Origin of the sequence: Muricauda brasiliensis (assembly GCF_003057865.1) — a bacterium.
Taxonomy (GTDB): Bacteria; Bacteroidota; Bacteroidia; order Flavobacteriales; family Flavobacteriaceae; genus Flagellimonas; species Flagellimonas chongwuensis.
Genome location: NZ_QBTW01000013.1, coordinates 13066 through 39696 on the forward strand (window position 1 = coordinate 13066; position 26631 = coordinate 39696).

The window sequence follows — 26631 nt, forward strand, 5'->3', positions numbered from 1 at the left end:
CCGTAGCATTCGGATATTGTTGTCAAATTGCGTTATTTGTATGTGTAAAAAAACCAACCATGAAATATTTTTATCTATTGCTTAGTATTACCTTATTGATTTCCTGCGGGGAGAAAAAACAAGAAAAGACCGAAGAAACCTTGGAAGAGAAAGCGCAACGAATTCACGACTCCGTGATTACCATCGATACTCATGACGATATCAATGTTCAGAATTTTACGGACAGTATCAACTACACCCAGAATTTGGATACCCAAGTAAACATACCCAAAATGAAAGAGGGTGGTCTCGATGTGGCTTGGTTAATAGTATACACAGGTCAAGACACCTTAACAACCGAGGGTTATGCCAAAGCCTCTGAGAATGCAATTTCCAAATTCGAGGCTATCCACAAGCTCTGTGAGCAAATTGCTCCTGATGAGATCGAGTTGGCTCTAACCTCCGATGATGTGAGAAGAATTGTGGCCGCAGGCAAAAAAGTGGCCATGATTGGTGTAGAAAATGCCTATCCAATTGGCGAAGACCTTTCCAAAATCGAAGAATACCAACAACGTGGTGCCCGTTACATGTCTTTGGCGCATAATGGTCATAGCCAATTGAGCGACTCCAATACGGGGGAACAAGACAGTGTTTGGCTACATAATGGTTTGAGTGAGCTTGGAAAAAAAGCGGTAACAGAAATGAACCGTGTTGGAATGATGATCGATGTTTCGCATCCGTCAAAAGAAGCGATGAAACAAATGATCGAGCTTACCAAAGCTCCTATAATTGCATCACACTCTTCGGCCAGAGCACTTTGCGGTCATAGCCGTAATCTTGACGATGAGCAATTGATGTTGATGAAGGAAAACGGAGGTGTTGTGCAAACCGTGGCTTTTAGTTCTTACTTGAATACCGAGAAACATGAAGCACGTTCTGCCTACATGACGGAGGTCTACAAAAAAGTAGCCGATTCATTGGAAGTTAACTGGTACGAGCGCTCACAATTTGGTTCTTTGACCGATGAACAGCGCGAAGAGTTCTTTGCCAACTACGGTAAAATCAGAAATATCGGCGAAGAATTGTCTGAAACCGACCCCAACGTGCCACCTGCGGTAAACGTATCCGATTTTGTGGACCATATCGACTACATGGTAAAGTTGATAGGTATTGACCACGTGGGCATCAGCTCCGACTTTGATGGTGGTGGTGGAATTGAAGGATGGTCGGATGCATCCGAAACCTTCAACGTAACCTTGGAACTCGTAAAAAGAGGCTATACCGAAGAAGAAATCGCCAAATTATGGGGCGAAAATCTATTAAGGGTATTGGATGAAGTTCAAGCGGTCGCCAAAACAATGAACTAAGAAGTTGTTTTTTGCTCTTCTTTTTCTTTTTTGGCAAGTCGGTCCTTAACGTATTCTATTTTTGTTTTACCGTGGGCCTTTGGATTACCGTTCTCGTCTAAGTTTACCATAATAATATTGTCTACGGTAACAATACTTTCGTGGGTCATCTTATTTCTAACTTCACAGTTGAGCGAAATTGAGGTGACCCCGAATTTTATCACTTCGATGCCAATTTCTATGATGTCCCCCTCGTGGGCGGTGCTCATAAAATTGATTTCTGACATATATTTGGTTACGATTTTTTTGTTTTCAAGCTGTATAATGCTGTACAATGCAGCCTCCTCGTCTATCCAAGCTAGGACCTTGCCTCCAAAAAGAGTTCCATTGGCATTCAAATCTTCGGGTTTTACCCATTTTCGTGAATGAAATCGCATAGTTGAAACTTTTATAATTCAAGTACAAAGTTAGCGGAATCCTTTGAAGATTTTCTTGATAAAACCTTTAATTTATGCGAATTACGAATTTAAAATATTTCGTAGAGGGCAAATATTGAGTAAACAATTTTAAATGCCATAGATTTTAAACTTGATCAATTTGTGCCATTTTAATCGAACAAACCTTTTTGGGTAGGCAAAGTAGTCTTGGGTATATGCAAATTACAATTCATTTTAGCATTTAACTGCTCAATAAAATAAGCGGATAGCAAAGGAGATTCGAGTTCAAGGTTTTGATGCACAAAAAAGTGAATGTTCTCCAATCCCATGGCTTTCCAAGAATTTAAACGTTCTATCCAATCATCCAAACGGGGATAATCTGATTTATGGTTTGCGCCTACATATCTAATAAAAGCTTCATTTGTGGTCAACCGCATATGCATAAGGTCCCTCCTTCCGGCGGTATCTACCAAAACGTTGGAGATATTGTTCTCTTCCAGTAAGTGATAAAGCTCTTGCGCCACCTTGTCATCATTGAACCAATCCGTATGCCTAAACTCCATGGCCAACGGAAACTCTTTGGGCCAATATTCCACAAAGCGCACTACCCTATCCCAGTTTTTCGGTCCGAAATTGTTGTGCATTTGTAAAAATATGGTTCCAAGTTTTTCTCCGAGCAAAGAAGTTACCTCCAAATATCTATCGGCGATTTCATAAACTTTGTCGTTCATGCGGCGAAGGTGGCTCACCTCGTTGGTCATTTTCGGGAAAAACTTAAAGCCATCAGGGGTTTTGTCCCGCCACTTTTCATATTGTTCTGCTGGGAAGATGCGATAAAATGTAGCATTGAGCTCAATACAGTTGAATTGGGAGGAGTAGTATTCCAATTCGTCCTTTGTACCCCTTGGATAGAAATTCTTCAAATCTTGCCGGTTCCATTTGGCGCAGCCCACATACACTTTGGTTTCTGTCCCTGTTTTAGAGTTTGATAAAACTACCGGGGTATCTGGGTGGTCGGGTGGTATGGTGAAATCTATGTTTTCTGGGTGGTCTACTTTTCCGAATTTCATATCTCAGCTTATTTCTGTAAAAATAAAAAAGGCCAAGGAAAATAATATCCTTGACCAAATTAAAGAATAAGATTGTAAATTTAAGCTTAGTTACATGTATCTTCATCATTAGGCGCATACGGTAATTGTCCTTTTCCTGCCGCATAGCCTGCAAATTGACCTTGAACATAATCATTGTTAGGTTGATTAGCTGATAATGCAGCCAAATCATCATAATAGTCCTGAAAAGTATTTTGAGTTAGTTGGATTAGACTGTGAGCTTGTGCGGTTGTAGTCCATAAAATACTCACCGTTTTTGGATTGTGAGCATCATTTTCAATTACACGAATTTTGTAACACTGGGGGTAATCATAGTCAGCAGCAACATAGTTATAATGGTATACCCAATCCGTATACCCTCTTTTCCAACCACAATCATATTGTTCATTTGGGAAAATATCGTATCCGTCGCATTCCCTGACAGGTAATTGAGCTGATACTGCGTGGATTTCTGAATCAGTTTGGAGGTTTTCCTGAGAACAAGAAAATAAAACGAACAATGCTGAGAATAAAATAACTTTTTTCATGTTTTAGTTTTTAATTTTTATCAATGTAAGAAAATATAACATTAAAAGAAAGCTTATACATCGTTCTGTTGTTCATAACCTAGTTGACAACTATTCTCAAAATCAAAAGTCCACGATTAATCATTCTGTAATTTTATTAAAAATCACAGCCATGGATTCAGCATCCGACCGTCGATTGGACATTCGTCCCACCATTAAATCATCACATTTTAACAGCCAAATGGGTTTTGATGAGCATTTTCAAAACAAAACCTTACGTCCTGTAATCAAACTCCAAAATGATTTATTAGTAGAGGCTTTCAAGAACTATGCGAACAAGCACAAGGGGGCTTTTTACGAACTTTCTCTGGAGAAAAAGATGGAGTATATAGAAAGGGCCATTCAAAAGGACATCAAATTCAGAAACTCTTTAAAAGGAATGGTCATCGGTCAATTCACCGTAGAAGAGTACCGCGACTATATCACCAACTCTTCAGCACTCAATAAACGCATGATGAACATGGTGGTGGAACGCTTAAAAGATCAAATTCAACTTTTAGAGGAAGAAGAGGCCCTATTCCAAAATTGATTCTCCATTCAAGTTGGTGGTGAGGATTTCGCTCATCAAATTAAAATAAGGGCGAATGGACTTAAAGGATTTGTCCACTTCATCCAAAAAAGAAGGGGACAGCACTTCTTTATCTGTAAGATTCCGAACAAATACAAACTGTTTTTTTCGAATCAAGTCAATATCTGGGTGTTCCTTGTCAAAACCTTTGGGTGCCGTTTTTAATTCATCACCACGCAATTCACCCCAAGTTTCTTTCAATTCTTTTTGATTGATGACTTTACGGAACTCGTCCGCATCCATTTCCAGTTCTTTTCGAATACGAAACAGGTCTTCCTTGTTCGGGTCCCAGAATCCTGTAGCCAATAAGGACTCGCCTGGTTTTAAGTGAATATAATAACCGCCCCGTAAGTGTGTCCCCAGTCGGGAAAAAGACCCTGCAAAATGACTTTTGTAGGGTGTTTTGTCTTTAGAAAACCGTACATCTCTGTAAATCCGGAACAGCTTCATTTTTTCAATATCATCATGGTGGTTTAAGTTTGTCTTTACAGCTTCTAGAAATGACTTTACCTCGGACTGATGTTTTTTGAAATCAGTTTTATGTGCTTCAAACCAATCCCGGTTGTTGTTCCTTTTTAGCTCTTTCAGAAAATCAAAAACTCCTTTGGATATTGTAATATTAGACGCCATATGTCGATAATATGTTATTTTTAAACTAAAGTTAGCCTTTTATACCTTCGCATGGTAAGGATTTGTCTAATTTTAAGACAATACAGAGCAGTATGGACAAGGATAAAATCATCGCCGAACTCAATAGGCACAAAAAACTGCCTTACCTGGATTATAGATTAAAGCAGGAGACAGAGGATTTCACAGACACACTTTTTTATACCCTATTTGATGCTAACACCCCAGTTGCCGTAAACTTGGAGCTATTGGAGAATAAATTCAATCAGCTGATGGATATGGCATGTTGGGATTTGGAGAAGCCCAATGAAGAACTTTGGGGTAATTATGTGAGCCATCTGCCACAGATTCTGGAAAATCTAAATTTAGACGCAGAGGCCATATTAAATTGTGACCCTGCCTCTCTTTCCCTTCAGGAAATTTATATGGCCTACCCCGGTTTTTATGCCATCGCCATTTATAGATTGGCACATGAACTTTATGAAGAAGGGGTACCATTGATTCCTAGAATGATGACCGAATATGCGCATAGACAGACCGGTGTAGATATTAACCCCGGAGCTAAAATCGGAAAGTCTTTCTTTATCGACCACGCAACGGGAGTTGTAATCGGAGAAACCGCTATAATCCATGATAACGTGAAGATTTATCAAGGCGTTACCTTAGGTGCGCTATATGTGGCAAAAAACTTGGAGAAAACCAAACGTCATCCCACCATAGAGAACAACGTGACCATCTACGCAAATGCCACTATTTTAGGCGGAGATACCATTGTTGGCGCTAACTCCGTCATTGGGGGTAATGCTTGGATAACAGCCTCCGTCCCCCCTAACTCAACCGTTTATCACAAACCAGAAATTAAAATAAAGACAACCCCAAATGTCTAACAGCATACTAGATCTTATCGGAAACACCCCAATGGTGGAATCCAAAGTGTTGAATACCAATCCAAATGTAAAAATCTTGTTTAAGCTTGAAGGGAACAATCCCGGAGGAAGCGTAAAGGATCGCCCAGCTTACAATATGATAAAGAGCGGGCTTGAACGCGGCGATTTTACAAAGGAAACCAAATTGATAGAGGCCACCAGTGGCAACACCGGTATTGGCTTGGCCATGATTGCTGGTCTTTTTGGGTTGGATATTGAATTGGTAATGCCCGAAAATTCTACCAAAGAACGGGTGCAGACCATGCGGGCCTATGGAGCAAAAGTGACTTTGACCCCTGCCGATGTTGGGATTGAAGGTGCTAGGGATTATGCCGAGGCCAAGGTCAAGGAAGAAGGATTCCAAATGTTGAACCAGTTTTCCAACGACGACAATTGGAAAGCGCACTATAAAACCACAGGCCCTGAGATTTGGAGGGATACCAATGGGGAAATCACCCATTTTGTATCCAGTATGGGTACTACGGGCACCATAATGGGAACTTCCACATATTTAAAAGAACAAAATCCAAATGTCCAGATTGTTGGTGTGCAACCTACCGACGATTCCAAAATCCCGGGTATCCGAAAATGGCCTAAGGAATATCTTCCAAAAATATTCAATCCAGAAAAGGTAGATACAGTAATGGAGGTCAGCGAACAGGAAGCCACCGAAATGGCAAAACGCCTTGCCAAAGAAGAAGGTATTTTTTCTGGAATGAGCAGTGGTGGAGCCGCAACCGTTGCACTTCGCTTGGCCGAAACCTTGGAAACCGGTACAATTGTATCTATAGTTTGCGATCGTGGTGACCGCTATTTGTCTTCAGATCTTTTTGATTAGGTAAGAAAGTACTTTTTAGCATCTATTTTTCAGGTTTTTACGTCGGATTTTTCGGATTGTCCAACATTATTTGCCGATTGTCGATTTCTTTGAAATAGGAGTTTTGAATCTTCGTTCTTTATGTTGTCAAAGTCCTTAAATATCAAGATAGTATGGATGCACTGTCAAAAATAATCACTTGGAAAAGAAACGTTCTTGCCAGTGTAGTGGTTTTGCTATCATTGGTTTTACTTAATTTTTATGGGGTTTACACCAATCAATTCTACTTTACAAAACCGGACAATTACATATTTCCCTTACTGACCTCTGTACATTTTATCTATCTATATGTGGTTTGGTTTAAAATTACCGAAGATGAGTTGCCGGATCCTAAGATGCGCAATATCGAGTACATACTTTACGCCATTATGATAGTGTATGTCTTCAAGATTTATGACAGTATTACAATTTTAAATTCCATAGAAACCTATGGAGAGCACGTAATCCCTGTTACTTTTAAACCAATGGCTACTCTTTCCGTGGTACTCTACAGTATTTTACCTATTCTAACGCTTTATACTTTCTGGTTGAGAAAGCGATATGTTGGTATTTATAATTTTGAAAATTATAACGACAACCTAAATATTTGGCAATAGTTTACAGTCCACGGATATAGCTTCCGTAGAGGTCTTTGAACTGATAGCCTTGTTGAAATCGATGTTTGCTCAGTTTTTTATGGGCAACCAACCCCCAAAGTACCAGTTCTTTTAGGAAATACGTGTCTTCTTTTGAAGCATCTGGTTGATATTCCTTCATTAGATTGTTCAAGGGACCGATGGAGTCTAACTTGGATTTATAATCGGCTTCTTTTTCATCGTCCAATAAATCAAAACCTTCACCTTCAAAAAACCAAGTTACCAGTTCGTCGTATTCGTTTTCTTCTTCTTTGCGCTGAAGCTTTTCGATTTTTGGGAAATAACTAGGGAACAATGATTTTGCACCATCTTCTATCAAACTCTCTGCAACGGAACCTGCTCCCTCCTGCTCTCCTTCATAAACCAGTTCTATCTTTCCAGTGATGGAAGGCACAACCCCCATAAAATCGCTCAAACGAACGGTAGTTTTTTTGTCCCCGGCAACAATGGCCCTGCGCTCGGCTGTACTCAATAAATTTTCAAAAGCCGTAATGCTCATACGGGCACTTACCCCACTCTTGGCATCTACATACTCGCTGTTTCGTGCTTCAAAACTGATTTGTTCCAATAAATCCATCGCAATTTCAGGAACATAAACAAAATCAGATTGGCGCTTATCGAGCCGTGCTTCTTGCTTGGTGATTTTCTTTGCAATCTCGATGGTTTCAGGATAATGGGTCAAAATTTGTGAACCAATTCTATCCTTCAAGGGGGTTACTATACTACCCCTATTGGTATAATCTTCTGGGTTTGCAGTAAACACAAACTGAATATCCAAATTCAACCGAAGTTTAAACCCTCTAATTTGTATATCCCCCTCTTGCAGTATATTAAACAAGGCTACTTGAATTCTTGCTTGAAGGTCAGGAAGCTCGTTAATTACAAAAATGCAGCGATTGGCCCGTGGTATCATTCCAAAATGAATCACACGGTCATCCGCGTAAGACAATTTAAGATTGGCCGCTTTAATGGGGTCCACATCTCCTATCAAATCAGCTACGGTAACATCGGGTGTGGCCAATTTTTCATAGAAACGTTCGCTTCGGTGTATCCAACTCACAGGAGTATCGTCCCCTTTTTCCTTGATCAGCTCGGTGGCGTATCTGGAAATAGGCTCCAATGGATCATCGTGAATTTCAGAACCTTCCACAATGGGCATCCATTCATCCAACAGTTGAACCATTAAACGGGCCAAACGTGTTTTTGCTTGCCCTCTCAATCCTAGTAAATTGATGTTGTGACGAGATAAGATGGCCCTTTCCAATTCAGGAATCACCGAATTTTCGTAACCCCAGACACCTTCGAACACCTGTTCTCCGTTGGAAATTTTTTCCAATAGATTCTCCCTGAGTTCGTCTTTAATACTTTTACTTGTATAACTAGTTGATTTTAATTCACCTAGTGTTGTGATTTTGGTGTGGTCCAATTTCATATGTTGTGTTATCCTTTTATTCTTCTTTTTCTATTTTGTTCGTAGTCTTCAAAAATCATTTCGCCCAAACCTTTTAGGCCTGTGTAAAAAGCTTTCCCTTTGTTTGCCTTGGTAAACTCACGTACAAATTGCATCAGATAGGGGTCTTCTGCAATCATAAAGGTGGTTATGGGGATATGAAGCTTTCTGGCCTGTTGGGCCATTGCGTAGCATTTTTCAACAATATATTCGTCCAGCCCTACGCTATTTTTGTAATAATCACCATTCGGAAGCCGTAAACATGAAGGTTTTCCGTCAGTAATCATAAAAATCTGCTTGTTGGTATTCCGTTTTCTGCGGAGCATATCCATGGCGAGTTGCAATCCGGCCACGGTATTGGTGTGGTACGGCCCTACTCTTAAATAAGGTAAATCCTTAATCGGAATAGGCCAGGCATCGTTTCCGAACACCAAAATGTCCAAGGTATCCTTTGGATAACGGGTCGTAATGAGTTCAGCAAGTGCCATTGCCACTTTTTTGGCGGGTGTGATTCTGTCCTCGCCGTACAAAATCATACTATGGCTGATGTCGATCATCAACACTGTGCTCATTTGGGCTTTGTGCATGGTATCTTCCACCACCAAATCCTCTTCGCTCAACGAAAAGTTATCCAATCCGTGGTTGACTTGTGCGTTTTTTAGACTTTCTGTCATACTGATATGCTCCAATGAGTCTCCAAAACGGTATTCACGGAACTCACCAGTGTGCTCATCGCCTTTGCCTGATTTCCCTGTTTTGTGGTTTCCAGAACCACTTCGTTTGATTTTACCAAAGATTTGGTCCAAGGCGCGTTGACGGAGCATGCGTTCCAGCTTGGCTGTTACGGAAAGACTTCCGCCCCCTCCATTCTCATCGCCTTCTTCACCTTCGCCGCCCTGAGGGCCATCCATGTCAAATTCCTCACGGATGTATCCTTTGGACTTGAGGTCTTCGATAAAGTCATCAATTGTGTAATCGTCGTCGGTAAGTTCGTATTCTTTGTCCAATTCACGGAGCCAGTCCAGAGCCTCCTCCACATCACCCGAAGTGTGGGTTACTAGTTCTTGAAAAATCTCAAAGAGTTTTTCGAACGGAGTTTGGTCCGGAGCTTCGTAATTGGTAAAACGAAACCCTTTTCTTGTATTCATAGCCATCACATAAATTTACGGCATTTCGCTGTAATGACTAAACGTTTAGAAAAAACTTAACGCTATAAACTAAAAAAGCGCCGAGCCCTAGAAACTCGACGCTTGGGCGTCCAACCAACTTAAACTAGTCTTCCACAAAAGTGTAACTCGTTTTCACCACCTGTGACAACCTGAAATACCCAAAGGCATAGTTTTCAGGATTTGTAATATTGATACAGTTGCCTTTCACATCGACTGGTGTCGACTCAAAAAGACCAACACCGCCCAATTGGGAGATGAGTATCTTTATATAATCATAATAGGATTTGGAAATTCCGTACATTCCTATGTTCACCACATCGCCGGGCTTAAAGGGTTCTATGTCCGTATTATCGTCCTCCTCAATTTCGTACCACCAATCAATCTCATTGCCATTCAAGAATTCATCTTTCCCTTCTTCCAAATCAGGCAGCAAATCACCCTCTCGTTGAAATTTGAAAAGATAGTGGTTCCCTTCTTCCTCTGGATCGGTAAATACCACATGTACTTCCAATACTTCATCATCAAAACCATCTTTACGGTCCTGAAAAACATTGGTGATATCCGTCACAGGGGTCATGGTCTCTTTTGCGGCATATACCTCACCATTATATTCAATCATTAGGGAATAGGTCTGCCCTAGAATGGGTTCAAAATTCATGGTAAGGTATTCTCCGTTGCCCTGATCTTCAAAATTATAGATTGCTCCATTGTCATCATTGGTCACCACAACAGAGGCACCTGTTACCTCCGTGTTGGTATTGGTATTAAAAAACGGAGTGGATTCTCTCAATCGGATGGTCTGTACATTTCCGTCCGTTCCTTTTTCCCAATTCAGTGATGCTTCTACCACCAATCGTTTTGGTCCTTCTTGAACTTCCACATCCACTACGTCCTCACAGGAGGCAAAAATGATAGCGGTAATCCCCAATATGATTTTTTTCAATGTCTTCATGATTTAAAATTTAAAGTTGTAGGTCAATGAGGGTACTATACCAAAAATGGCTGTTCGGGTAGCTTCGTTGGCCCCAGTTTCCAGATTTTGCCCAAAGGAAATCGAAGCGGCATTTTTTCTGCTATACAGATTATAGACACTGAACACCCACTCGCCCTTAAACCGTTTATTCTGATATTTTCTGGGTTTGTAATTGATGGAAACATCCATCCGATGGTAGGCTGGTAAACGGTCCGAATTTCGTGGAGCGTAGCTTGCTATGGACAAATCCTCGTACACATATTGCCCATTGGGATAAGTTACTGGTCTACCAGTTTGAAAAACCAGATTGGCCCCAAAACTCCATTGATCGTCCAATTGGTAAGCTCCCGATAAGGAGATGTCATGTGTTCTATCAAAAGAAGCATTATACCAATTTCCATTGTTGATTCCTGGTCCTCCAGCGGTTCCTCCCAAGGTTCGTTGCTCCGACTTGGAAAGGGTGTAGGCAATCCATCCCGTAAAATCACCCTCGTTCTTTCTAAGCAGGAGCTCCAATCCATAAGCCCTCATTTCTCCATTCAAAATTTCGGTCTCAATGGTATTTTGACCAATCAAATCGGAACCATCTATATAGTCGATTCTGTTGTCAACGGTTTTGTAGTAGGTCTCTACTTCTAGCGAATACACCATGTCCTTAAAATTGTGAAAGTATCCCAAAGCATACTGATTGGACAACTGTGGTTTTATGAACGGTCCACTGGGCGTCCACACATCCAAAGGGGTTACGGATGAAGTGTTGGACAACAAATGAATGTATTGGGCGGTACGTGAATATCCTACTTTTATGGATGATTCCTCGTTAAGCAGGTAAGCCAATGAAATCCGAGGTTCAATATTGCCGAAAGTTTCAATAACATCACTTTTGTCAAAATTGGTCTCCCCCGTTGCTTCACCGCGCTCATAAATGCCCAGTTCAGGATTGTACACTACGGGCCGATCGTTTGCATAAGTACTGATAGGCTGACCTCCAAACCTTGAAAATGCACTGTAACGCAGGCCATACTGTGCTGTAAGCTTTGGGCTTAGTTTGTGTTCCGCACTGACATACAATCCGCTTTCCAGCGCTTTTTTCTGGTCTAACTTTAATGGATTGACGGGTGATGTCTCGGCAGTGGGGTTTACTTCCCCTGGGTTGAAATCATAATAAACACCGTTGGCACCAAAATCCAATTTAAAGGCATCGCTCAAATAATACTTAAAGTCGTATTTGAGGTTGTAGTTGGTGATGGACGACAGCCATTCAAATTCATCCTGGGCAAACTCCAGATCGTAGTCATATCTACTTAAAATGGCAGAAAGATTGGAAAACAACCTATCGTTAAAAATGTGGTTCCAGCGTAGATTTCCTGTGGAATTTCCATAACTACTGTTAAAACTGCTGCCCAGTTTAAAGGCGTCGCGACCAAAATAACCGCTCAAGAAAAGCTTGTTGTTACGATTGATGCTATAATTGGTCTTTAGGTTCAGGTCATAAAAACTTACACTATTTTCATCGCCTGCGGCTTTGAGCAACAGATCTACATAGGAACGGCGGCCAGCAATTAAAAAGGATCCTTTGTCCCCAAATACGGGACCTTCTGCGGTTAACCTACTCGAAATGGCCCCGATTCCCCCGTTCAGTTCAAAATTTTTACTGTTCCCATCCTTCTGTCGAATATCCAGTACGGAAGATACCCTACCCCCAAAGCTAGCAGGAATACCGCCTTTGTAGAGTTTTACATCCTTGATGGCATCCGCATTGAATACAGAGAAGAACCCGAACATGTGCGAAGTGTTGTAAATAATGGCCTCATCCAGAAGCACGAGGTTCTGGTCCTGTGCACCGCCCCTCACATGAAATCCACCCGTACCTTCTCCATTATTGGTGACCCCTGGCAACATTTGAAGGGATTTCAATACATCCAGCTCCCCTAATACCACGGGCATTTGTTTCACGGTGCCTATGTTCATCTTTACCACGCTCATTTCAGGTTTTCGCAATATGGCCCGTTCTGGTTCATCTGCCATAACGACCACTTCCTCCAATGCGGTCGAAAATTCTGAAATTTCCACATCGTGCACCATGTCATGATTCAGATCAATCTCAATGTTCACCTCATTATAGCCCATGTATGAAATGCTCAACACATATTTTCCTTCGGGAGCGGTAACGGAGTAAAATCCATATTCGTTGGTAATCCCGCCAATGGTAGTCCCGCTCAAGAATACAGAGGCACCGAACAACGTCTCCCCGTTGCTTTTGTCGGTGATGGTACCGCTAATGGTGTGGCTGGTCTGCCCTATGACGGACATACAGCCCAAAAATAAAGACCACAATAACCAAACGGTATACTTGATTATTGGGTTTAATTGTGACTTACTGTTCATTTTTTGATGTTTTGATGGTTGTACTTTAAATTTTCAACATCATAGACAGGTCAAAAAAGGAAGGGTTGCATGTATAAAATTTTTTAAAAGTTTTTTTCTTCATAGTGCAACCCTTTCTTTTTTCTTTTGTCTTTAGCTACAGATAAGGCATCAACCTAAACCATTGGAAACCGAAATCCGTTTTACGCATAAGGCTATAGTAGAGCAGTGCAAAGCAGGCAATAGCAACTCACAATACGAGCTGTATTCCCGCTATGTGGATGCCATGTACAATGTGGGGTTCCGCTTTTTGGGCAATGCGGAAGATGCAGAGGATATAGTACAGGACAGTTTTGTGGATGCCTTTAAAAACCTAAACAACTTTAAGTACGAAAGTAGTTTTGGTGCATGGCTGAAGCGAATTGTCATCAATAAGAGCATTAACCACCTAAAGGCTAAGCGTATACCTGTGGTTCCCATGGAGGCACATGAGTTCCATCTAACGGATGAAGAGCCCATAGAGGCAGAGGCAACGGATTTGAACAAAGTAAAGAAGGGCATTGCCCTGTTACCCGATGGATACAGGGAAATCATCAATCTATATTTGATTGAAGGGTACGACCATGTGGAAATTGGGGAGATTTTGGGTATTTCTACAAGTACTTCAAAATCCCAGTACCACAGAGCAAAGAAAAAATTATTGGAAATCATCAATGAACTGTAATGGACAATTTTGAAAAACATATTAGGGACCATGCAGCCCAATTCAACGAGCGAAGGGCGGACAAGGACAAAATGTGGGCAAAGATTTCAAAAGAACTGAATCAAGAGCCATCCAAGGTTATCCCACTATGGAAAAGGCCCCTTTTTCGTGTGGCTGCCTCAGTGCTATTACTGCTGGGTGTAGCTTCGTTTTTTGGACTAGCGGTGTTGAACAATAATGCCAACAAAACACAATATGCTTCCAAGGAATTGATGGAAATAGACATGTATTACAAAGACCTGGTCTCCTACCAAGTGCAATTGGTAAGGAACAATCAGAATCTTTCAGAAGAGAACAAAGCGGAATTCCTATCCTTTATGGATGAACTTGATGCTGAATATGAAGTACTCAAAAAAGAGATGCAGAAAAACCTTGACAATGAGCAAGTGCTGGAAGCTATAGTGAGCAATTACAAAAAGCGCATTGAACTCATTGAGAATTTTTTGCACCAGATAAACGAATCTAAAAAATTGGATGAAGATGATTATGGATACACATTATAAAGCGGTCCTATGGATGGCCTTTTTACTGGTTTCAGTGAATTGTGCCATGGCGCAGGAAAAGGTTCATAAAACCATTGAAAAAAGCTTCCCGTTCACGAATTCGGGAGAGTTTCAAATAGAAAATAAATATGGTAACGTAACGCTTAAAGGGTGGGAACAGAACAAAGTTCAGGTAAACATTTCTGTTACCGTGAACCATCGTAAAAAAGAGAACGCCGAGGACTTGTTGGGACGTATTAGCCCAAATATCAAGGCGAGCAACAGCTATATTTCCATTGTTTCTGAAATCTCCAATAAAAATACGGGGTGGTTGGCAGATATATTGAATCGTGCCAATCCCATTGACTTTGACCGCAGTCATGTTCAGATAGATTATGAGATCTATCTTCCCAAAAAGGCGAGTCTTAGAATTACCAATCGTTTTGGAGATGTGGTCATTGAAAACTGTACGGGTATACTAAATACCTTGATCGAGCACGGTGATTTATGGATCGGAGAGAATTTGAACAAGGCGGATATTGTTTTGAAATATGGTAAAATCCGAGCAAAGGATTTGAACTATGCCGACCTTGATTTGAAAATAGGGGAATTGAACATGGAAAATTCAAAAAACCTACGATTAAAAAGTGATGGTTCGGAAGTCCATATCAATTCGGTCAATTCGTTGGAGGTGTATTCCAACAAGGACAATATTTCCATTAACGAAGCAGAATCCCTGTTTGGCAACCTGGAATTCACCACGTTCAAAATAGAACGATTGGCAGGCGATGTAGATGCTACAATGAAAATCACCGATTTTCAGGTGTACAATATTATAAATCCTTCGGCTGACATATCCATACAACAGGAATCCGCGGATATCACTTTGAATATCGACCATTTTCCCCACAATTTCACGGCAACCTTGGAGCAAGGTGTGGTTCGCTTGCCAAAATCATTTGAGAATGTAGGTTCCGAAATGTTGGACAAAGGCCGTAGGCTCAGAAAAATAAATGCCACTTATGGTACCGAAAGAAGAGGAAATATTTCCATACAAGGCGAAAAAGGAATTGTGACCATTAATGATTAAGAAATGTAAATGCAACCTTTTAACGAATGCCTTGTCTTTAAAACAAAATCAATCATAAATCCAATTAAAATGAACAATCAAAAAACAACAACTTTATTACTCTTTTTGCTCATGTGTACTATGGGATCCGCCCAGAACGATGATAACGAATACATCACCTTTAATGATCGAAAAAATGTGGTGCATGGAGTATATCTAGGCTTATCCACCTATTTTGGTGAAATCGAAGGCGAGGACACTTACATCGGAGGACTAAAAGTGGCCTATGTGGCCAACAGACAGTTTGAAGTGGGTTTTATGGGCAATGTGCTTTATTCCCGACAGAATATCTTTAATCCAAGAACCAATAACAACGATGATATTGTGGCCATATATGGAGGGATACATTTGGAACCCATATTGTTTGGCAAAAAAAGAGTAAGTCTGTCCTTTCCAGTATTGATAGGCGGCGGCGGTGTGGGCTACGTAGATCATAATGCCGTGGTGAACGATGAAAACGTTGATCTTGATGATGACGATATAGACGCTGTATTTGTACTTGAACCAGGAATGAATGTATTGTTCAATATTTCTAGATTCGTGCAATTGGAGGCCGGTTTCCGCTATAGAATGTCCAGCAAAATAGAGTTGTCACAAAGCCCAGTGAACCGTCTCAATGGTTTTTCAGGCGGCATTGGGGTGAAATTAGGAGTGTTCAACATGGGGCGTAACCGTTACAAAAAGCAGTTGGACTAATGGAAAATTACAGCAACCGTCTTCACCATCCTATAAAAACACTACGGGTCTACACAAAAAACAAGCAAGTATTCGCCCAATACGGAAATAGCGGTTGGGCCGTTATTCCGTTTCAATGGGTGCCTGTTCCACTTTTCAACCCTTAGCATTTCTTGCACACATCATTACATCAATCAAAAATCAAAACAAATGAAAACACAAATCAGTTTTATACTGCTTTCCGTACTGTTGATTTTCTCTTCGTGTGACTATGAGAAGATTTACGCCGAAGGTGAAGTGACTTCTATCAAATATGATATAAATGATTATAATGGAGTTAAGGTTTCCGATGCATTCCATGTTTATGTACTTTTTTCCGAATCTGAAGAAGAAATCCGAATTGAGGCCAACAACAATCTGCACGAAAAAATTGTCGTCGAAAAAGATGGTGACGAATTAATCATCCGATTGAGAGACCGCACTTCGGTAAGCGGTAAGGCCGTGATGAACGCATACATCACCACCAAAAACCTTTCCAAGTTCAAAATTGACGGTGCGAGCAGGTTGATTTTAGAAAATCAATGGGAAATACAGGACGGAAAGATTACAGTCTCCGGGGCCTCTGATTTTAAGGGTGAATTGCTCGCTGATCGATTACAAATGAATCTCGAAGGAGCCTCTTCCGTTGATCTTTTTGGTAGTATCTCATTCTTGGAAGCAGAAATTTCAGGGAGCAGTGACCTGTTGGATTACGACCTTAATATTTCCAATCTGGACATAAACCTGTATGGGACGAGCACGGCCTTTCTTTCTGTAAATGAAAGTATTTCCATAAAAGCTTCAGGTGCCAGTGTATTAAACTACAAGGGAGACGCGACGATACAAGAAAGTGAACTTTCTGGCTCCTCTAGTATTATAAAAATGGATTGAACACCTCCTGTGGTCAATGTCTCTGCTCTAGAATATTGACCACAGCATTGAGGTCAAAGTTCTTTGCCTTCAGCAATATCAAATAATGGAACAGCAGGTCAGCACTTTCATTTAGGAAAAGGTCATCGTTGTCGTCTTTGGCTTCGATGACTGTTTCCACAGCCTCCTCCCCTACTTTTTGGGCAACCTTGTTGATGCCCTTTCGGAACAGGGAAGCCACATAACTATCAGGATTATCTTGGTCGTTCTTTCTGGATTCAATGATGTCTTCCAAGGTGGATAAAAAACCATATCCTTGAACATTTTCCTCGGCCCAGCACGTATCGGTCCCTTTATGGCAAGTAGGCCCAACAGGGTTTACTTTCACCAAAAGTGTATCGTTGTCGCAATCTACTTGCATGTCAACAAGGTTCAAAAAGTTGCCACTTTCTTCTCCTTTGGTCCATAAACGTTGTTTGGAACGGCTAAAAAAAGTGACTTTTTGGGTTTCTTGGGTTTTTTCAAACGCTTCTTGGTTCATATAGCCCAACATCAACACATTTTTGGTGGTTGCATCTTGAACAATGGCCGGTACAAGTCCGTCTGAATTTTTATTGAAGTCTATTTGCATTTTTATTTTTTCTTAAGTCGTCACATCGTGATGCTGTCCTGAGCTGTCATCCTGAGCGCAGTCGAAGGGGCGATCGAAGGAGCATCGATATACGGATTTTATATTCTTACAGGAATTCCTTCTTCCTTTAATTCTTGTTTAAGTGCATTGATTTCGATTTCCTTAAAATGAAAAACACTGGCGGCCAATGCCGCATCAGCTTTTCCATCCTTAAAAGTATCTGTGAAATGAGATATGGTTCCTGCCCCACCTGATGCGATTACCGGAATATTCACTAAGCTTGATAATTCCGATAGAGCTTGGTTTGCAAAGCCATTCTTGGTACCATCATGATCCATTGAAGTGAACAAAATTTCACCAGCACCACGTTCTTCCACTTCCTTGGCCCAATCAAAAAGATCTAGTTCTGTAGGTACCTTCCCTCCTACCAGATGGACTTTCCATTGTCCGTCAACCTGTTTGGCATCAATAGCGACTACGATGCATTGTGAACCGAATTTGGCCACCAATTCATTGATCAATTCAGGTCTTTTCACCGCTGATGAGTTAATGGAAACCTTATCGGCCCCGTTTTTTAGGAGAATGTCCACATCTTCCACAGAGGAAATCCCTCCACCAACGGTAAAAGGAATATTGATGGTCTCAGCCACATGATAGACCAGTTCAGCCAAGGTCTTTCGTTTTTCCTCCGTAGCAGAAATATCCAAGAAAACCAATTCATCCGCACCTTCTTTGGCATAAATGGACGCGAGTTCCACAGGGTCTCCTGCATCTCGTAGGTCAACAAAGTTGATTCCTTTCACAGTGCGTCCGTTTTTAATATCGAGACAAGGTATTATTCTTTTTGTAAGCATTTATTCTTCTTTGACAACACTTTTTGTTAGTGCTTTATTAATGTGAGACTACCTTTAAACCAACAATTGAAGCAATCAATGTTGTTATAAAAAACAATCTCCAAAACGTTGCGGGTTCCTTAAAAACAAAAATTCCAAACAGTACTGTCCCCACAGCACCGATACCGGTCCAAACCGCATATGCTGTACCTATCGGCAATTCTTGTGTTGCTTTGACCAACAAAAACATACTGATTGTAAGGCAAACTACAAATCCTATGTACCAATACGTCATTTCCGTCCCCGTTGTTTCCTTGGCCTTTCCAAGACAGGCAGCAAATGCAACTTCAAAGAGTCCTGCAATTATCAATAGTATCCAGTTCATGGGTTTTATTTAGTATGCTAACTTTCGTTCTTTGCATTGAGGTTGACCCCACCGTAAAAACCAAGGTCTTTGTTTTGTAAAATTTTGGTCCATAGTGCTATTTGTCCTGTGTGGTAGGACAAATGTTCCGTAACATGAATAATGTTGCCCACTCCAGAAAAATTAAACCCTTGAACGTTTCGTTTACGCAATAATTCATTGAGCGGGGCATCGTAGAACGCTCTTTTGGCGTCCGAAATGGTATCTTCCAGTTTTTTGACAAGTTCTACTTTGGAATAGCCTGAATCGGTGGAAAACTCCTCATCCCTTACACGTTCATCCTCCAAATTTTGAATGGAAGCTATCCCGTATTGGGTAATGTTCCCGCACAGGTGAAGAATAAGATTGGCAATACTATTGCTCGATTCATTCGGTTTTTCCCAAAGTTGTTCCTCGGACAATTGATCTAAACAGATTTTGATCATGCGAAGACTTTCATTCATCCGATAGCCCGCGTTCCATACCAATTCTTCCTGGAGTTCTCTTTCTTTATCCATTTTTAAGAATATATTGTTCCAATTGCTTTAAACTGATCTTGCCTTCATAAATGGCTTTTCCAATGATTGTACCTTCACAACCAAGTTCAGCAAGTCTGGGGAGTTCGTCAAAAGTGGAAATTCCACCACTGGCAATTAAATTTAAGCCTTTTTTGGTTTGGGCCAACATTTTTTGATACAAGTCGAACGCAGGCCCTTGCAGCATGCCATCCTTGCTTATATCCGTACAAATCACATATTCGACACCTTCGGATTGATACTGCTGCACAAATGGAATCAGCTCCAAATCCGATTCTTCTTGCCAGCCCGAAACCGCTACTTTCTCGTTATTGGCATCGGCACCTAGAATGATTTTTCTAGCCCCGTAGGTCGACAACCAGCTCAAAAAAGTTTCCCTGTCTTTAACAGCTATACTTCCGCCCGTAATTTGATGTGCTCCGCTTTGAAAAGCAACATGCAGGTCATCACCCGATTTTAATCCACCGCCAAAGTCAATTTGCAAACTGGTCTTTAAGGCAATGGTCTCCAATACTTTGTAGTTGACAATATGTTGGGATTTAGCCCCGTCCAGGTCTACCAAATGCAAATGTTGAATACCATGCGCCTCAAACTCCTTCGCAACTTCCAATGGATTTTCATTATAGACTTTTTTGGTGCTGTAATCTCCTTTAGATAGACGTACACATTTACCATCAATGATATCAATAGCTGGAATCAATCTCATTTTCTAATCATATTTTACTCGTTCTATGGACATCCACATTTTTGAATCCCCAACTTTTTTAAAGCCCAGATTTTCATAAAAACTATGGGCGTCCAATGTTTTTAGTGCTACGGTGTTTACTTTCTTCACATCAGGTTGGTCCAAAATATATTGCACCATTTTTTTTCCAAGCCCTTTGCCTTTGTTAGGCTCAAAGACAACTACATCCATAATGTAGGCAAACACCAAACCGTCTGTCATCATTCTGGCGTAAGCAACCTGCTCACCGTTCTTATTAAACATTCCAAAGCAGATGCTTTTTTCAATGGTCATCAAGGTTTCCTCCCAGGTTTTTTCCTTTCCCCAGTATGTCGAGGTTACCTCTTTGTGGATTCTTGGGATATCCAATTTCTCCTTGTCCTTCAAAATGTGGAACTCCATATCAGGCAATATTTAGAAAATTGTTCAATATTTCACTACCTACATCGCTGCTTTTTTCGGGGTGAAACTGTACCCCATAAAAATTTTCTTTTTGCAGAGCCGCACTATATTCCACATCGTATTCGGATTTGGCAATGGTTTCCGAGCCAATCGGAGCATAAAAACTGTGCACCAAATAGATATAGGATTTCTCAGGAATATTTTTGAACAGCTCATTTTTTAAATCCGAAATCTGGTTCCATCCAATTTGAGGAACTTTGACTTTATTGGAAAATTTAACCACATCCAAATCAAATATGCCCAAGCCTTCCGTATTTCCTTCTTCGGATGAATGGCACATGAGTTGCATACCCAAACAGATACCCAAAACTGGCTGTTTCAAGGTTGGAATCACCTTGTCCAATCCTGTAGCTCTCAACTTTGACATCGCAGAACTCGCCTCCCCTACACCTGGAAAAATGACTTTATCGGCATTTCGAATTTCTTCTGCATCGTGACTCAAAATAGCTTCAAAACCTAGCCGTTTTATGGCAAATATGATGCTTTGGATGTTCCCTGCGCCGTAATCTATTATTACAATTTTCATGTATTCTTTAATCTTTTGTCATTTCGAGTAAAGCAAGAAATCTAGATTTCTCAATCGCGAGCTCCTTCGAAATGACATTTTTTATAGCATGCCCTTTGTAGAAGGCAGCACCATTTTTTCAGCATCCCGTTTTACTGCCATTTTGATGGACTTGGCAAAAGCTTTGAATATGGCCTCGATTTTATGGTGTTCGTTGGTTCCTTCGGCTTTAATGTTCAAATTGGCTTTGGCGCCATCGGTAAACGATTTAAAAAAATGTATGAACATTTCAGTTGGCATATCCCCCACTTTTTCCCGTTTGAACTCGGTGTCCCAGACCAACCAATTGCGTCCTCCAAAATCAATTGCGACTTGCGCCAAACAATCATCCATAGGCAACGCAAAACCATATCGCTCGATGCCCAGTTTGTTGCCCAAGGCTTTGGAAAACAGCTCGCCCAAAGTAATAGCGGTATCCTCGATGGTGTGATGTTCGTCCACTTCTAAATCGCCATCGACCTTGATTTCCAAATCCATTTGTCCATGCCTCGCCAATTGATCCAACATATGGTCAAAAAAAGCCAAACCAGTTTTAATGTTACTTTTCCCGGTGCCATCAAGGTTTATTTTGATATAAATATCGGTTTCGTTGGTTTTTCGGGATATTTCCGCAACACGGTTCTCCAATTTTAAAAACTCATAGATTTTCTCCCAATCGTTGGTTTCTAGAGCAATAAAATGGTTCAATTCATCACGTTTTACCGTGATTTCCCCTGTGCCCAAGTGCGTTTCATCATTAATAAAGATGCCTTTGGCGCCCAAATTCTTGGCCAGTTCCACGTCTGTCAAACGGTCACCGATTACAAAAGAATTGGCCAAATCATATTCATCGGAAAAATAGGAGGTCAACATTCCCGTGCCAGGTTTACGGGTATTGGCATTGTCTTTTGGAAAGGTTCTATCTATAAAAACCTGATCAAAAACGACTCCTTCATTTTCAAAGGACTTTATAATAAAATTGTGCACGGGCCAGAAGGTGTCCTCTGGAAAAATATCGGTTCCCAAACCATCTTGGTTGGTGATCATTACCAATTCATAATCCAATTCCTTTGCAATCTTTCCCAAATAGGTGAAGGCCTTTGGATAGAAAATCATTTTTTCAAAGGCATCTATTTGTTCATCAACAGTTTCCTTGATGATGGTACCATCGCGATCAATAAAAAGTACTTTTTTGCCCATTATTCCAATTCTTTTAAAATGGCTATCAATTTTTTGTTTTCTTCCGGTGTCCCCACGGTAAATCGAAGGGTGTTTTCGCACAAGGGTTGAGTGCTTCGGTTGCGCACCACCACTTGTTTATCCAATAGTTGTTGGTAGCGTTTGTTGGCATCATCAACTTTGGCCAATACAAAATTGGCATCGGTTGGATATAATTCCCTTACAAATTCCAAACCGTTCAAAGCATTAATCAATTCATCTCTTTCATCAAGAATCTGTTGCACCTCTTTATTGACCAAGTCTTGGTTCAACACCCGTTGTAAGGCACGTTGCTGCGTCAATTGGTTGACATTGTAGGGTGGTTTGATTTTGTTCAAAACACCGATAATTTCTTCTGATGCATAGCATATGCCCAATCGGATACCCGCCAATCCGTAGGCTTTGGATAGGGTTTGGGTCACAATCAAATTGGGGTAGTTATCCAATTTCGACAACCAACTTTCATCTTTTGAAAAATCGATATAAGCTTCGTCAATTACAACCAAACCTCGAAAGGATTTCAGCAATTTTTCGATGGCTTCTTTTTTGAAAGCATTGCCTGTAGGATTATTTGGTGAACAAATGAATAACAACTTGGATTTGATATCAACCGTCTTTAAAACTTCATCCACGTTGGGTTCGAATTCCTTTGTTAGCAGAACCTCCTTGTTTTTAACTGCATTGATGCCTGCCAGTACCTTGTACATTCCGTACGTTGGTGGCAGCGTGATGATGTTGTCCTGGTTGGGTTCGCAAAACGCCCTGTAAATCAAATCCAAGACTTCGTCACTTCCATTTCCCAATAAAATTTGATTTTCCGATACGCTTTTTTGATCCGCCAGCACTGACTTCAAACTTCTTTGGTAAGGGTCTGGGTAGCGGTTGACACCATTATCGAAGGGATTTTCGTTGGCATCCAAAAAAATCATTTCGGAGCCATCCGAAACATATTCGTCCCGTGCGGAGGAATACGGTTGTAGCTTACGTACCGATTCTCTTACTATATTGTTTATGTCGAATGTTTTCTGCATAGCATTTGGTCTCGACTGCGCTCGACCTGACATTAATCTTGATTCAAACTTTTTAATCTGAGGGTTACTGCGTTTTTATGCGCCTGCAATCCTTCTGCATCTGCCATTAATTCAATGGCGGTGCCTATACCTTGTATACCTTTTTCAGATATTTTTTGAAAGGTCATGCTCTTCGTAAAGCTATCCAGATTCACACCGCTGTATTGTTTCGCGTAACCGTTAGTCGGTAAGGTGTGATTGGTGCCCGAAGCATAATCGCCCGCACTTTCAGGTGTATAGTTTCCAATAAAAACCGAACCTGCATTCTGAATGTTTTCGAGATAAAACTCCTCTTTTTTTACACAAACAATAAAGTGTTCTGGACCATATTCATTGATTAGTTCCAGTGCTTCCTGATCGTCTTTTACCAAAATCAACCTGCTGTTTCCAATGGATTTCCTCGCAATCTCCTCCCTTGGTAATTGTTGGATTTGATGTTCTATCTCTTTTTCGACAGCATCAATTAATTTTTCGGAAGTGGATACAAGTATCACCTGACTGTCGACACCGTGCTCAGCCTGGCTCAGTAAATCCGAGGTTACGAAGGCTGCATTGGCGGAATCGTCGGCAACCACCAATAATTCACTGGGGCCTGCCGGCATATCAATGGCCACGCCGTATTTGGTTGCCAATTGCTTTGCAACTGTTACGTATTGGTTGCCCGGGCCAAATATTTTGTATACTTTCGGAATGCTTTCCGTGCCAAATGTCATCCCTGCGATGGCCTGAATCCCTCCTACCTTGAAAATTTGCGTTACTCCACATATTTGGGCCGCATATAAAATAGCAGGATTGATTTCCCCGTTTTGATCAGGCGGACTACAAAGCACAATTTCTTTACAACCAGCAAGTTTAGCAGGAATTGCCAACATTAAAATAGTTGAGAATAAAGGTGCTGTTCCGCCTGGAATGTACAAACCTACTTTTTGAATTGGACGTTTTTCCTGCCAGCACTCCACACCTGGCATGGTTTCCACTTCAACTTTTGCTGTTTTTTGGGCAGCATGGAATTTTTCAATATTTGATTGAGCAAGGTTAATGGCCTGCTTCAATGCATTAGAAACGGAATTGCTTGCGTTTTCAATCTCGTCTTCTTTTACCAAAATAGAATCCAAAGTGACTTTATCAAATTGGGCCGTGTATTTTTTGATAACCGTATCACCATCAGCCTGTACCTCTTTAAAGATACTGTTGACAATCTCCTCAATATCTGAAACGCTCTGGGTGGGACGCTTTAAAATTTCGTTCCAATCATTTTTATTTGGTTTTACTATTTTCTTCATTTTACACCCCTAAGGTCCCCTCAAGGGGACAATTATTCATTAAAATCGTATCTTTTATTGTCTACAATACCATTTTTTCGATTGGACACACCAAAATTCCCTCTGCGCCGGCTGCTTTTAGCTCATCGATGACTTCCCAAAAGGTTTCACGATTGATTACAGTGTGGACGGAACTCCATCCATCTTCGGCTAATGGCAAAACGGTGGGGCTTCGCATTCCGGGAAGAATGGAAATAATCTCATCCAACTTATCGTTCGGAGCATTCATCAATACATATTTGTTATTGCGAGCCTGCAATACGGACTTGATCCTGAATTGAATTTTCTTTAATAGTTCTTTGCGCTCTTCGGAAATGGTGGGCGATACGGCCAATACGGCTTCACTCTTTAGTATCACTTCAACTTCCTTTAGATTATTTTTGAAAAGCGTACTGCCGCTGGAAACAATATCGCAAATTCCATAGGCTAAACCAATATTCGGGGCAATTTCAACGGAACCATTGATGATGTGCAATTCCGCCGTCACTCCTTTGGAAGCTAGGTATTCCTTGACCGTATTCGGATATGAGGTGGCTATTTTTTTTCCTTCAAAATCCTTAATGGAATTATAGGTTACTCCTTTGGGTACGGCCAAGGACACGCGACATTTGGAAAAATTCAAACGCTCCGCGATGGAAATGTCCTTTCCTTTTTCAATAAGCACATTTTCCCCGATAATGGCAATATCCACTACCCCATCCCTTAAATATTGAGGGATGTCGCCATTTCGTAAATAAAAAACTTCCAAGGGAAAATTTCGCGAGGTAGCCTTTAATTGGTCCTTTCCATTATCGATGGAGATACCGCAATCTTTTAAAATGGCGAGGGAATCCTCGTTCAATCGACCACTTTTTTGAACAGCAATTCTAATTTTTGTCATTTTTCAATCGTTTTGTCCGAAAAACCAAATGGGTACAAAAAACAAACCCGTTTGATTTCTCAAACGGGTTAGAATATATTTTAAAAACAACAATACATTTCTATCTCGCTTGAGGGCAAGTATAAAAATGATGATGTGTGTTTTTGTTCCTCATTATGCTTCAAAAGTAGGATATATTTTTATATCAAAAAAGCAGAATTTAGTTATTTCCCAAAATTAATGGCAATCCGTCATCGCCGGAACCTACCACTACAATTTTAGCATTCGGGGATTCCGCTAACTTTAAGGTTGCATCTATGCCTTTGTCCTGCAATATCTTATCTGTTAAAGATGCGCTCAAAATACGGTTGGCATCGGCCTTACCCTGTGCTTCGATTCTAACTTTTTCAGCTTCCTTTTCGGCAGTCACCAATCTAAATTCATATTCCAATGACTCCTGTTCCTGCCTAAGTTTACGTTCTATCGCATCTTTTATGGTCGGTGGCAAGGTCACGTCCCTTACCAAAACTTCGTTTAACTGAATGTATTGGTCTTGAACAATTTTTTGGGTTTCCTCGAATATTTCTTGTTGGATGGCATCACGCTTACTTGAATATAGCTGTTCCGGCGTATACCTGCCCACAACACTACGGGCAGCAGAACGTATTGCGGGAAGCAATACACGTTCTATGTATTGTTCACTTTTTTCTTGGTGTAATTTTCCAAGCTCATCATATATCGGTTGAAACCAAACTGAGGCCTCCAATTTAATATCCAATCCGTTGGATGAGAGCACGTTCATTTTCTCCAACCGCTCTTGTTGGCGCACTTCATAAATATAAACTTTGTTCCAAGGCGCTACCAAATGAAAACCTTCCCCTAATGGCGGTTGGTCCGTAACGACACCTCCTCCAAAATATTTATACAAAACTCCAGCTTCCCCGGAACCAATGGTAACGGTTGACCGTGATGCAAAAATGATGATGAAAATAATCGCCGCCAATGCAGGCAACGCAATCTTAGGTAATTTATCCATTTTACT

General features: G+C 40.9%; 31 protein-coding genes. 11 read left to right on the forward strand and 20 right to left on the reverse strand.

What is annotated here, in order from left to right:
* Positions 1 to 59 precede the first annotated feature (59 nt).
* On the forward strand, positions 60 to 1346 hold the full coding sequence (locus DCK90_RS09930; RefSeq protein WP_108246057.1) for a dipeptidase: 1287 nt from the start codon (positions 60 to 62) through the stop codon (positions 1344 to 1346).
* Here DCK90_RS09930 and DCK90_RS09935 read toward each other — a convergent pair.
* From DCK90_RS09935 to DCK90_RS09945, 3 genes are all read right to left on the reverse strand, one after another.
* Positions 1343 to 1762 (reverse strand): acyl-CoA thioesterase, encoded by a 420-nt coding sequence (locus DCK90_RS09935; RefSeq protein WP_108246058.1) that lies wholly within the window; start codon positions 1760 to 1762, stop codon positions 1343 to 1345. The two genes, DCK90_RS09930 and DCK90_RS09935, sit on opposite strands and share 4 nt — an antisense overlap.
* A gap of 170 nt (positions 1763 to 1932) precedes the next feature.
* The gene (locus DCK90_RS09940; protein WP_108246059.1) at positions 1933 to 2832 is read right to left on the reverse strand and encodes a DUF72 domain-containing protein; all 900 of its coding nucleotides are present in this window, start codon (positions 2830 to 2832) and stop codon (positions 1933 to 1935) included.
* Between the two features lie 86 nt (positions 2833 to 2918).
* Complete coding sequence (locus DCK90_RS09945; protein WP_108246060.1) at positions 2919 to 3398, reverse strand: hypothetical protein; 480 nt, start codon at positions 3396 to 3398, stop codon at positions 2919 to 2921.
* 151 nt (positions 3399 to 3549) lie between these two features.
* Here DCK90_RS09945 and DCK90_RS09950 point away from each other — a divergent pair, with 151 nt between their 5' ends.
* Positions 3550 to 3966 carry a glyoxalase gene (locus tag DCK90_RS09950; RefSeq protein ID WP_108246061.1) on the forward strand — a complete coding sequence of 139 codons (417 nt, stop codon included), beginning with the start codon at positions 3550 to 3552 and terminating at the stop codon, positions 3964 to 3966.
* Here DCK90_RS09950 and DCK90_RS09955 read toward each other — a convergent pair.
* Positions 3952 to 4635, reverse strand: coding sequence for a DUF2461 domain-containing protein (locus tag DCK90_RS09955; protein WP_108246062.1), 684 nt, complete (start codon positions 4633 to 4635; stop codon positions 3952 to 3954). The two genes, DCK90_RS09950 and DCK90_RS09955, sit on opposite strands and share 15 nt — an antisense overlap.
* 92 nt (positions 4636 to 4727) lie before the next feature.
* On the opposite strand from DCK90_RS09955, the gene epsC reads away from it, so the two are divergent.
* The 3 genes from epsC to DCK90_RS09970 all read left to right on the forward strand — a co-directional run bounded on the left by epsC (position 4728) and on the right by DCK90_RS09970 (position 7031).
* On the forward strand, positions 4728 to 5519 hold the full coding sequence (epsC, locus tag DCK90_RS09960; protein WP_108246063.1) for a serine O-acetyltransferase EpsC: 792 nt from the start codon (positions 4728 to 4730) through the stop codon (positions 5517 to 5519).
* Complete coding sequence (gene cysM, locus DCK90_RS09965) at positions 5512 to 6396, forward strand: cysteine synthase CysM (RefSeq protein WP_108246064.1); 885 nt, start codon at positions 5512 to 5514, stop codon at positions 6394 to 6396. Before epsC ends, cysM begins: the two co-directional genes overlap by 8 nt.
* Positions 6397 to 6548: 152 nt before the next feature.
* Positions 6549 to 7031: a hypothetical protein gene (locus DCK90_RS09970; protein WP_108246065.1), complete on the forward strand. Its 483-nt coding sequence runs from the start codon at positions 6549 to 6551 to the stop codon at positions 7029 to 7031.
* Between the two features lies 1 nt (position 7032).
* On the opposite strand, the gene DCK90_RS09975 is transcribed toward DCK90_RS09970, so the two are convergent.
* The 4 genes from DCK90_RS09975 to DCK90_RS09990 form a co-directional block, all read right to left on the reverse strand.
* On the reverse strand, positions 7033 to 8502 hold the full coding sequence (locus DCK90_RS09975) for a magnesium chelatase (protein ID WP_108246066.1): 1470 nt from the start codon (positions 8500 to 8502) through the stop codon (positions 7033 to 7035).
* Positions 8503 to 8510: 8 nt separating this feature from the next.
* Entirely contained in the window at positions 8511 to 9674 is a 1164-nt protein-coding gene (locus DCK90_RS09980) for a vWA domain-containing protein (RefSeq protein ID WP_108246067.1), read from the reverse strand.
* A gap of 118 nt (positions 9675 to 9792) precedes the next feature.
* On the reverse strand, positions 9793 to 10641 hold the full coding sequence (locus DCK90_RS09985; RefSeq protein WP_108246068.1) for a DUF4249 domain-containing protein: 849 nt from the start codon (positions 10639 to 10641) through the stop codon (positions 9793 to 9795).
* A gap of 3 nt (positions 10642 to 10644) precedes the next feature.
* Positions 10645 to 13050 carry a TonB-dependent receptor gene (locus DCK90_RS09990; protein ID WP_108246069.1) on the reverse strand — a complete coding sequence of 802 codons (2406 nt, stop codon included), beginning with the start codon at positions 13048 to 13050 and terminating at the stop codon, positions 10645 to 10647.
* A 163-nt stretch (positions 13051 to 13213) separates the two neighbouring features.
* On the opposite strand from DCK90_RS09990, the gene DCK90_RS09995 reads away from it, so the two are divergent.
* The 6 genes from DCK90_RS09995 (at position 13214) to DCK90_RS10015 (ending at position 17008) form a co-directional block, all read left to right on the forward strand.
* Positions 13214 to 13753 carry an RNA polymerase sigma factor gene (locus DCK90_RS09995; RefSeq protein ID WP_108246070.1) on the forward strand — a complete coding sequence of 180 codons (540 nt, stop codon included), beginning with the start codon at positions 13214 to 13216 and terminating at the stop codon, positions 13751 to 13753.
* Positions 13753 to 14295: a hypothetical protein gene (locus tag DCK90_RS10000; RefSeq protein ID WP_108246071.1), complete on the forward strand. Its 543-nt coding sequence runs from the start codon at positions 13753 to 13755 to the stop codon at positions 14293 to 14295. The genes DCK90_RS09995 and DCK90_RS10000 overlap by 1 nt, the downstream gene beginning before the upstream one ends.
* Positions 14279 to 15364 carry a hypothetical protein gene (locus DCK90_RS10005; RefSeq protein WP_159075805.1) on the forward strand — a complete coding sequence of 362 codons (1086 nt, stop codon included), beginning with the start codon at positions 14279 to 14281 and terminating at the stop codon, positions 15362 to 15364. Before DCK90_RS10000 ends, DCK90_RS10005 begins: the two co-directional genes overlap by 17 nt.
* Positions 15365 to 15433: 69 nt before the next feature.
* Complete coding sequence (locus DCK90_RS10010; protein WP_159075806.1) at positions 15434 to 16099, forward strand: hypothetical protein; 666 nt, start codon at positions 15434 to 15436, stop codon at positions 16097 to 16099.
* Positions 16099 to 16245, forward strand: coding sequence for a hypothetical protein (locus DCK90_RS16985; protein WP_159075807.1), 147 nt, complete (start codon positions 16099 to 16101; stop codon positions 16243 to 16245). Before DCK90_RS10010 ends, DCK90_RS16985 begins: the two co-directional genes overlap by 1 nt.
* Before the next feature lie 43 nt (positions 16246 to 16288).
* A complete protein-coding gene (locus DCK90_RS10015) occupies positions 16289 to 17008 on the forward strand; it encodes a head GIN domain-containing protein (protein WP_108246074.1) in 720 nt (239 codons plus the stop codon).
* Positions 17009 to 17021: 13 nt separating this feature from the next.
* On the opposite strand, the gene hisIE is transcribed toward DCK90_RS10015, so the two are convergent.
* The 12 genes from hisIE to DCK90_RS10075 form a co-directional block, all read right to left on the reverse strand.
* Positions 17022 to 17618, reverse strand: a complete 597-nt coding sequence (gene hisIE, locus DCK90_RS10020) for a bifunctional phosphoribosyl-AMP cyclohydrolase/phosphoribosyl-ATP diphosphatase HisIE (protein ID WP_108246075.1) — start codon at positions 17616 to 17618, stop codon at positions 17022 to 17024.
* 98 nt (positions 17619 to 17716) lie between these two features.
* The gene (gene hisF / locus DCK90_RS10025; RefSeq protein ID WP_108246076.1) at positions 17717 to 18472 is read right to left on the reverse strand and encodes an imidazole glycerol phosphate synthase subunit HisF; all 756 of its coding nucleotides are present in this window, start codon (positions 18470 to 18472) and stop codon (positions 17717 to 17719) included.
* A gap of 37 nt (positions 18473 to 18509) precedes the next feature.
* Complete coding sequence (locus DCK90_RS10030) at positions 18510 to 18836, reverse strand: DMT family transporter (RefSeq protein WP_108246077.1); 327 nt, start codon at positions 18834 to 18836, stop codon at positions 18510 to 18512.
* Positions 18837 to 18853: 17 nt separating this feature from the next.
* Positions 18854 to 19372: a DinB family protein gene (locus tag DCK90_RS10035; RefSeq protein WP_108246078.1), complete on the reverse strand. Its 519-nt coding sequence runs from the start codon at positions 19370 to 19372 to the stop codon at positions 18854 to 18856.
* The gene (gene hisA / locus DCK90_RS10040; RefSeq protein WP_108246079.1) at positions 19365 to 20096 is read right to left on the reverse strand and encodes a 1-(5-phosphoribosyl)-5-[(5-phosphoribosylamino)methylideneamino]imidazole-4-carboxamide isomerase; all 732 of its coding nucleotides are present in this window, start codon (positions 20094 to 20096) and stop codon (positions 19365 to 19367) included. Before hisA ends, DCK90_RS10035 begins: the two co-directional genes overlap by 8 nt.
* A gap of 3 nt (positions 20097 to 20099) precedes the next feature.
* On the reverse strand, positions 20100 to 20516 hold the full coding sequence (locus DCK90_RS10045) for a GNAT family N-acetyltransferase (protein ID WP_108246080.1): 417 nt from the start codon (positions 20514 to 20516) through the stop codon (positions 20100 to 20102).
* 1 nt (position 20517) lies between these two features.
* Positions 20518 to 21102: an imidazole glycerol phosphate synthase subunit HisH gene (gene hisH / locus DCK90_RS10050; RefSeq protein WP_108246081.1), complete on the reverse strand. Its 585-nt coding sequence runs from the start codon at positions 21100 to 21102 to the stop codon at positions 20518 to 20520.
* 81 nt (positions 21103 to 21183) lie between these two features.
* Positions 21184 to 22320 carry a bifunctional histidinol-phosphatase/imidazoleglycerol-phosphate dehydratase HisB gene (gene hisB, locus DCK90_RS10055; protein ID WP_108246082.1) on the reverse strand — a complete coding sequence of 379 codons (1137 nt, stop codon included), beginning with the start codon at positions 22318 to 22320 and terminating at the stop codon, positions 21184 to 21186.
* The gene (gene hisC, locus DCK90_RS10060) at positions 22320 to 23369 is read right to left on the reverse strand and encodes a histidinol-phosphate transaminase (RefSeq protein ID WP_108246083.1); all 1050 of its coding nucleotides are present in this window, start codon (positions 23367 to 23369) and stop codon (positions 22320 to 22322) included. Before hisC ends, hisB begins: the two co-directional genes overlap by 1 nt.
* 32 nt (positions 23370 to 23401) lie before the next feature.
* Positions 23402 to 24691, reverse strand: coding sequence for a histidinol dehydrogenase (hisD, locus tag DCK90_RS10065; protein ID WP_108246084.1), 1290 nt, complete (start codon positions 24689 to 24691; stop codon positions 23402 to 23404).
* Positions 24692 to 24752: 61 nt separating this feature from the next.
* Positions 24753 to 25610, reverse strand: a complete 858-nt coding sequence (gene hisG / locus DCK90_RS10070) for an ATP phosphoribosyltransferase (RefSeq protein WP_108246085.1) — start codon at positions 25608 to 25610, stop codon at positions 24753 to 24755.
* Positions 25611 to 25809: 199 nt separating this feature from the next.
* Positions 25810 to 26625 (reverse strand): prohibitin family protein, encoded by an 816-nt coding sequence (locus DCK90_RS10075; RefSeq protein ID WP_108246086.1) that lies wholly within the window; start codon positions 26623 to 26625, stop codon positions 25810 to 25812.
* Positions 26626 to 26631: the final 6 nt, after the last annotated feature.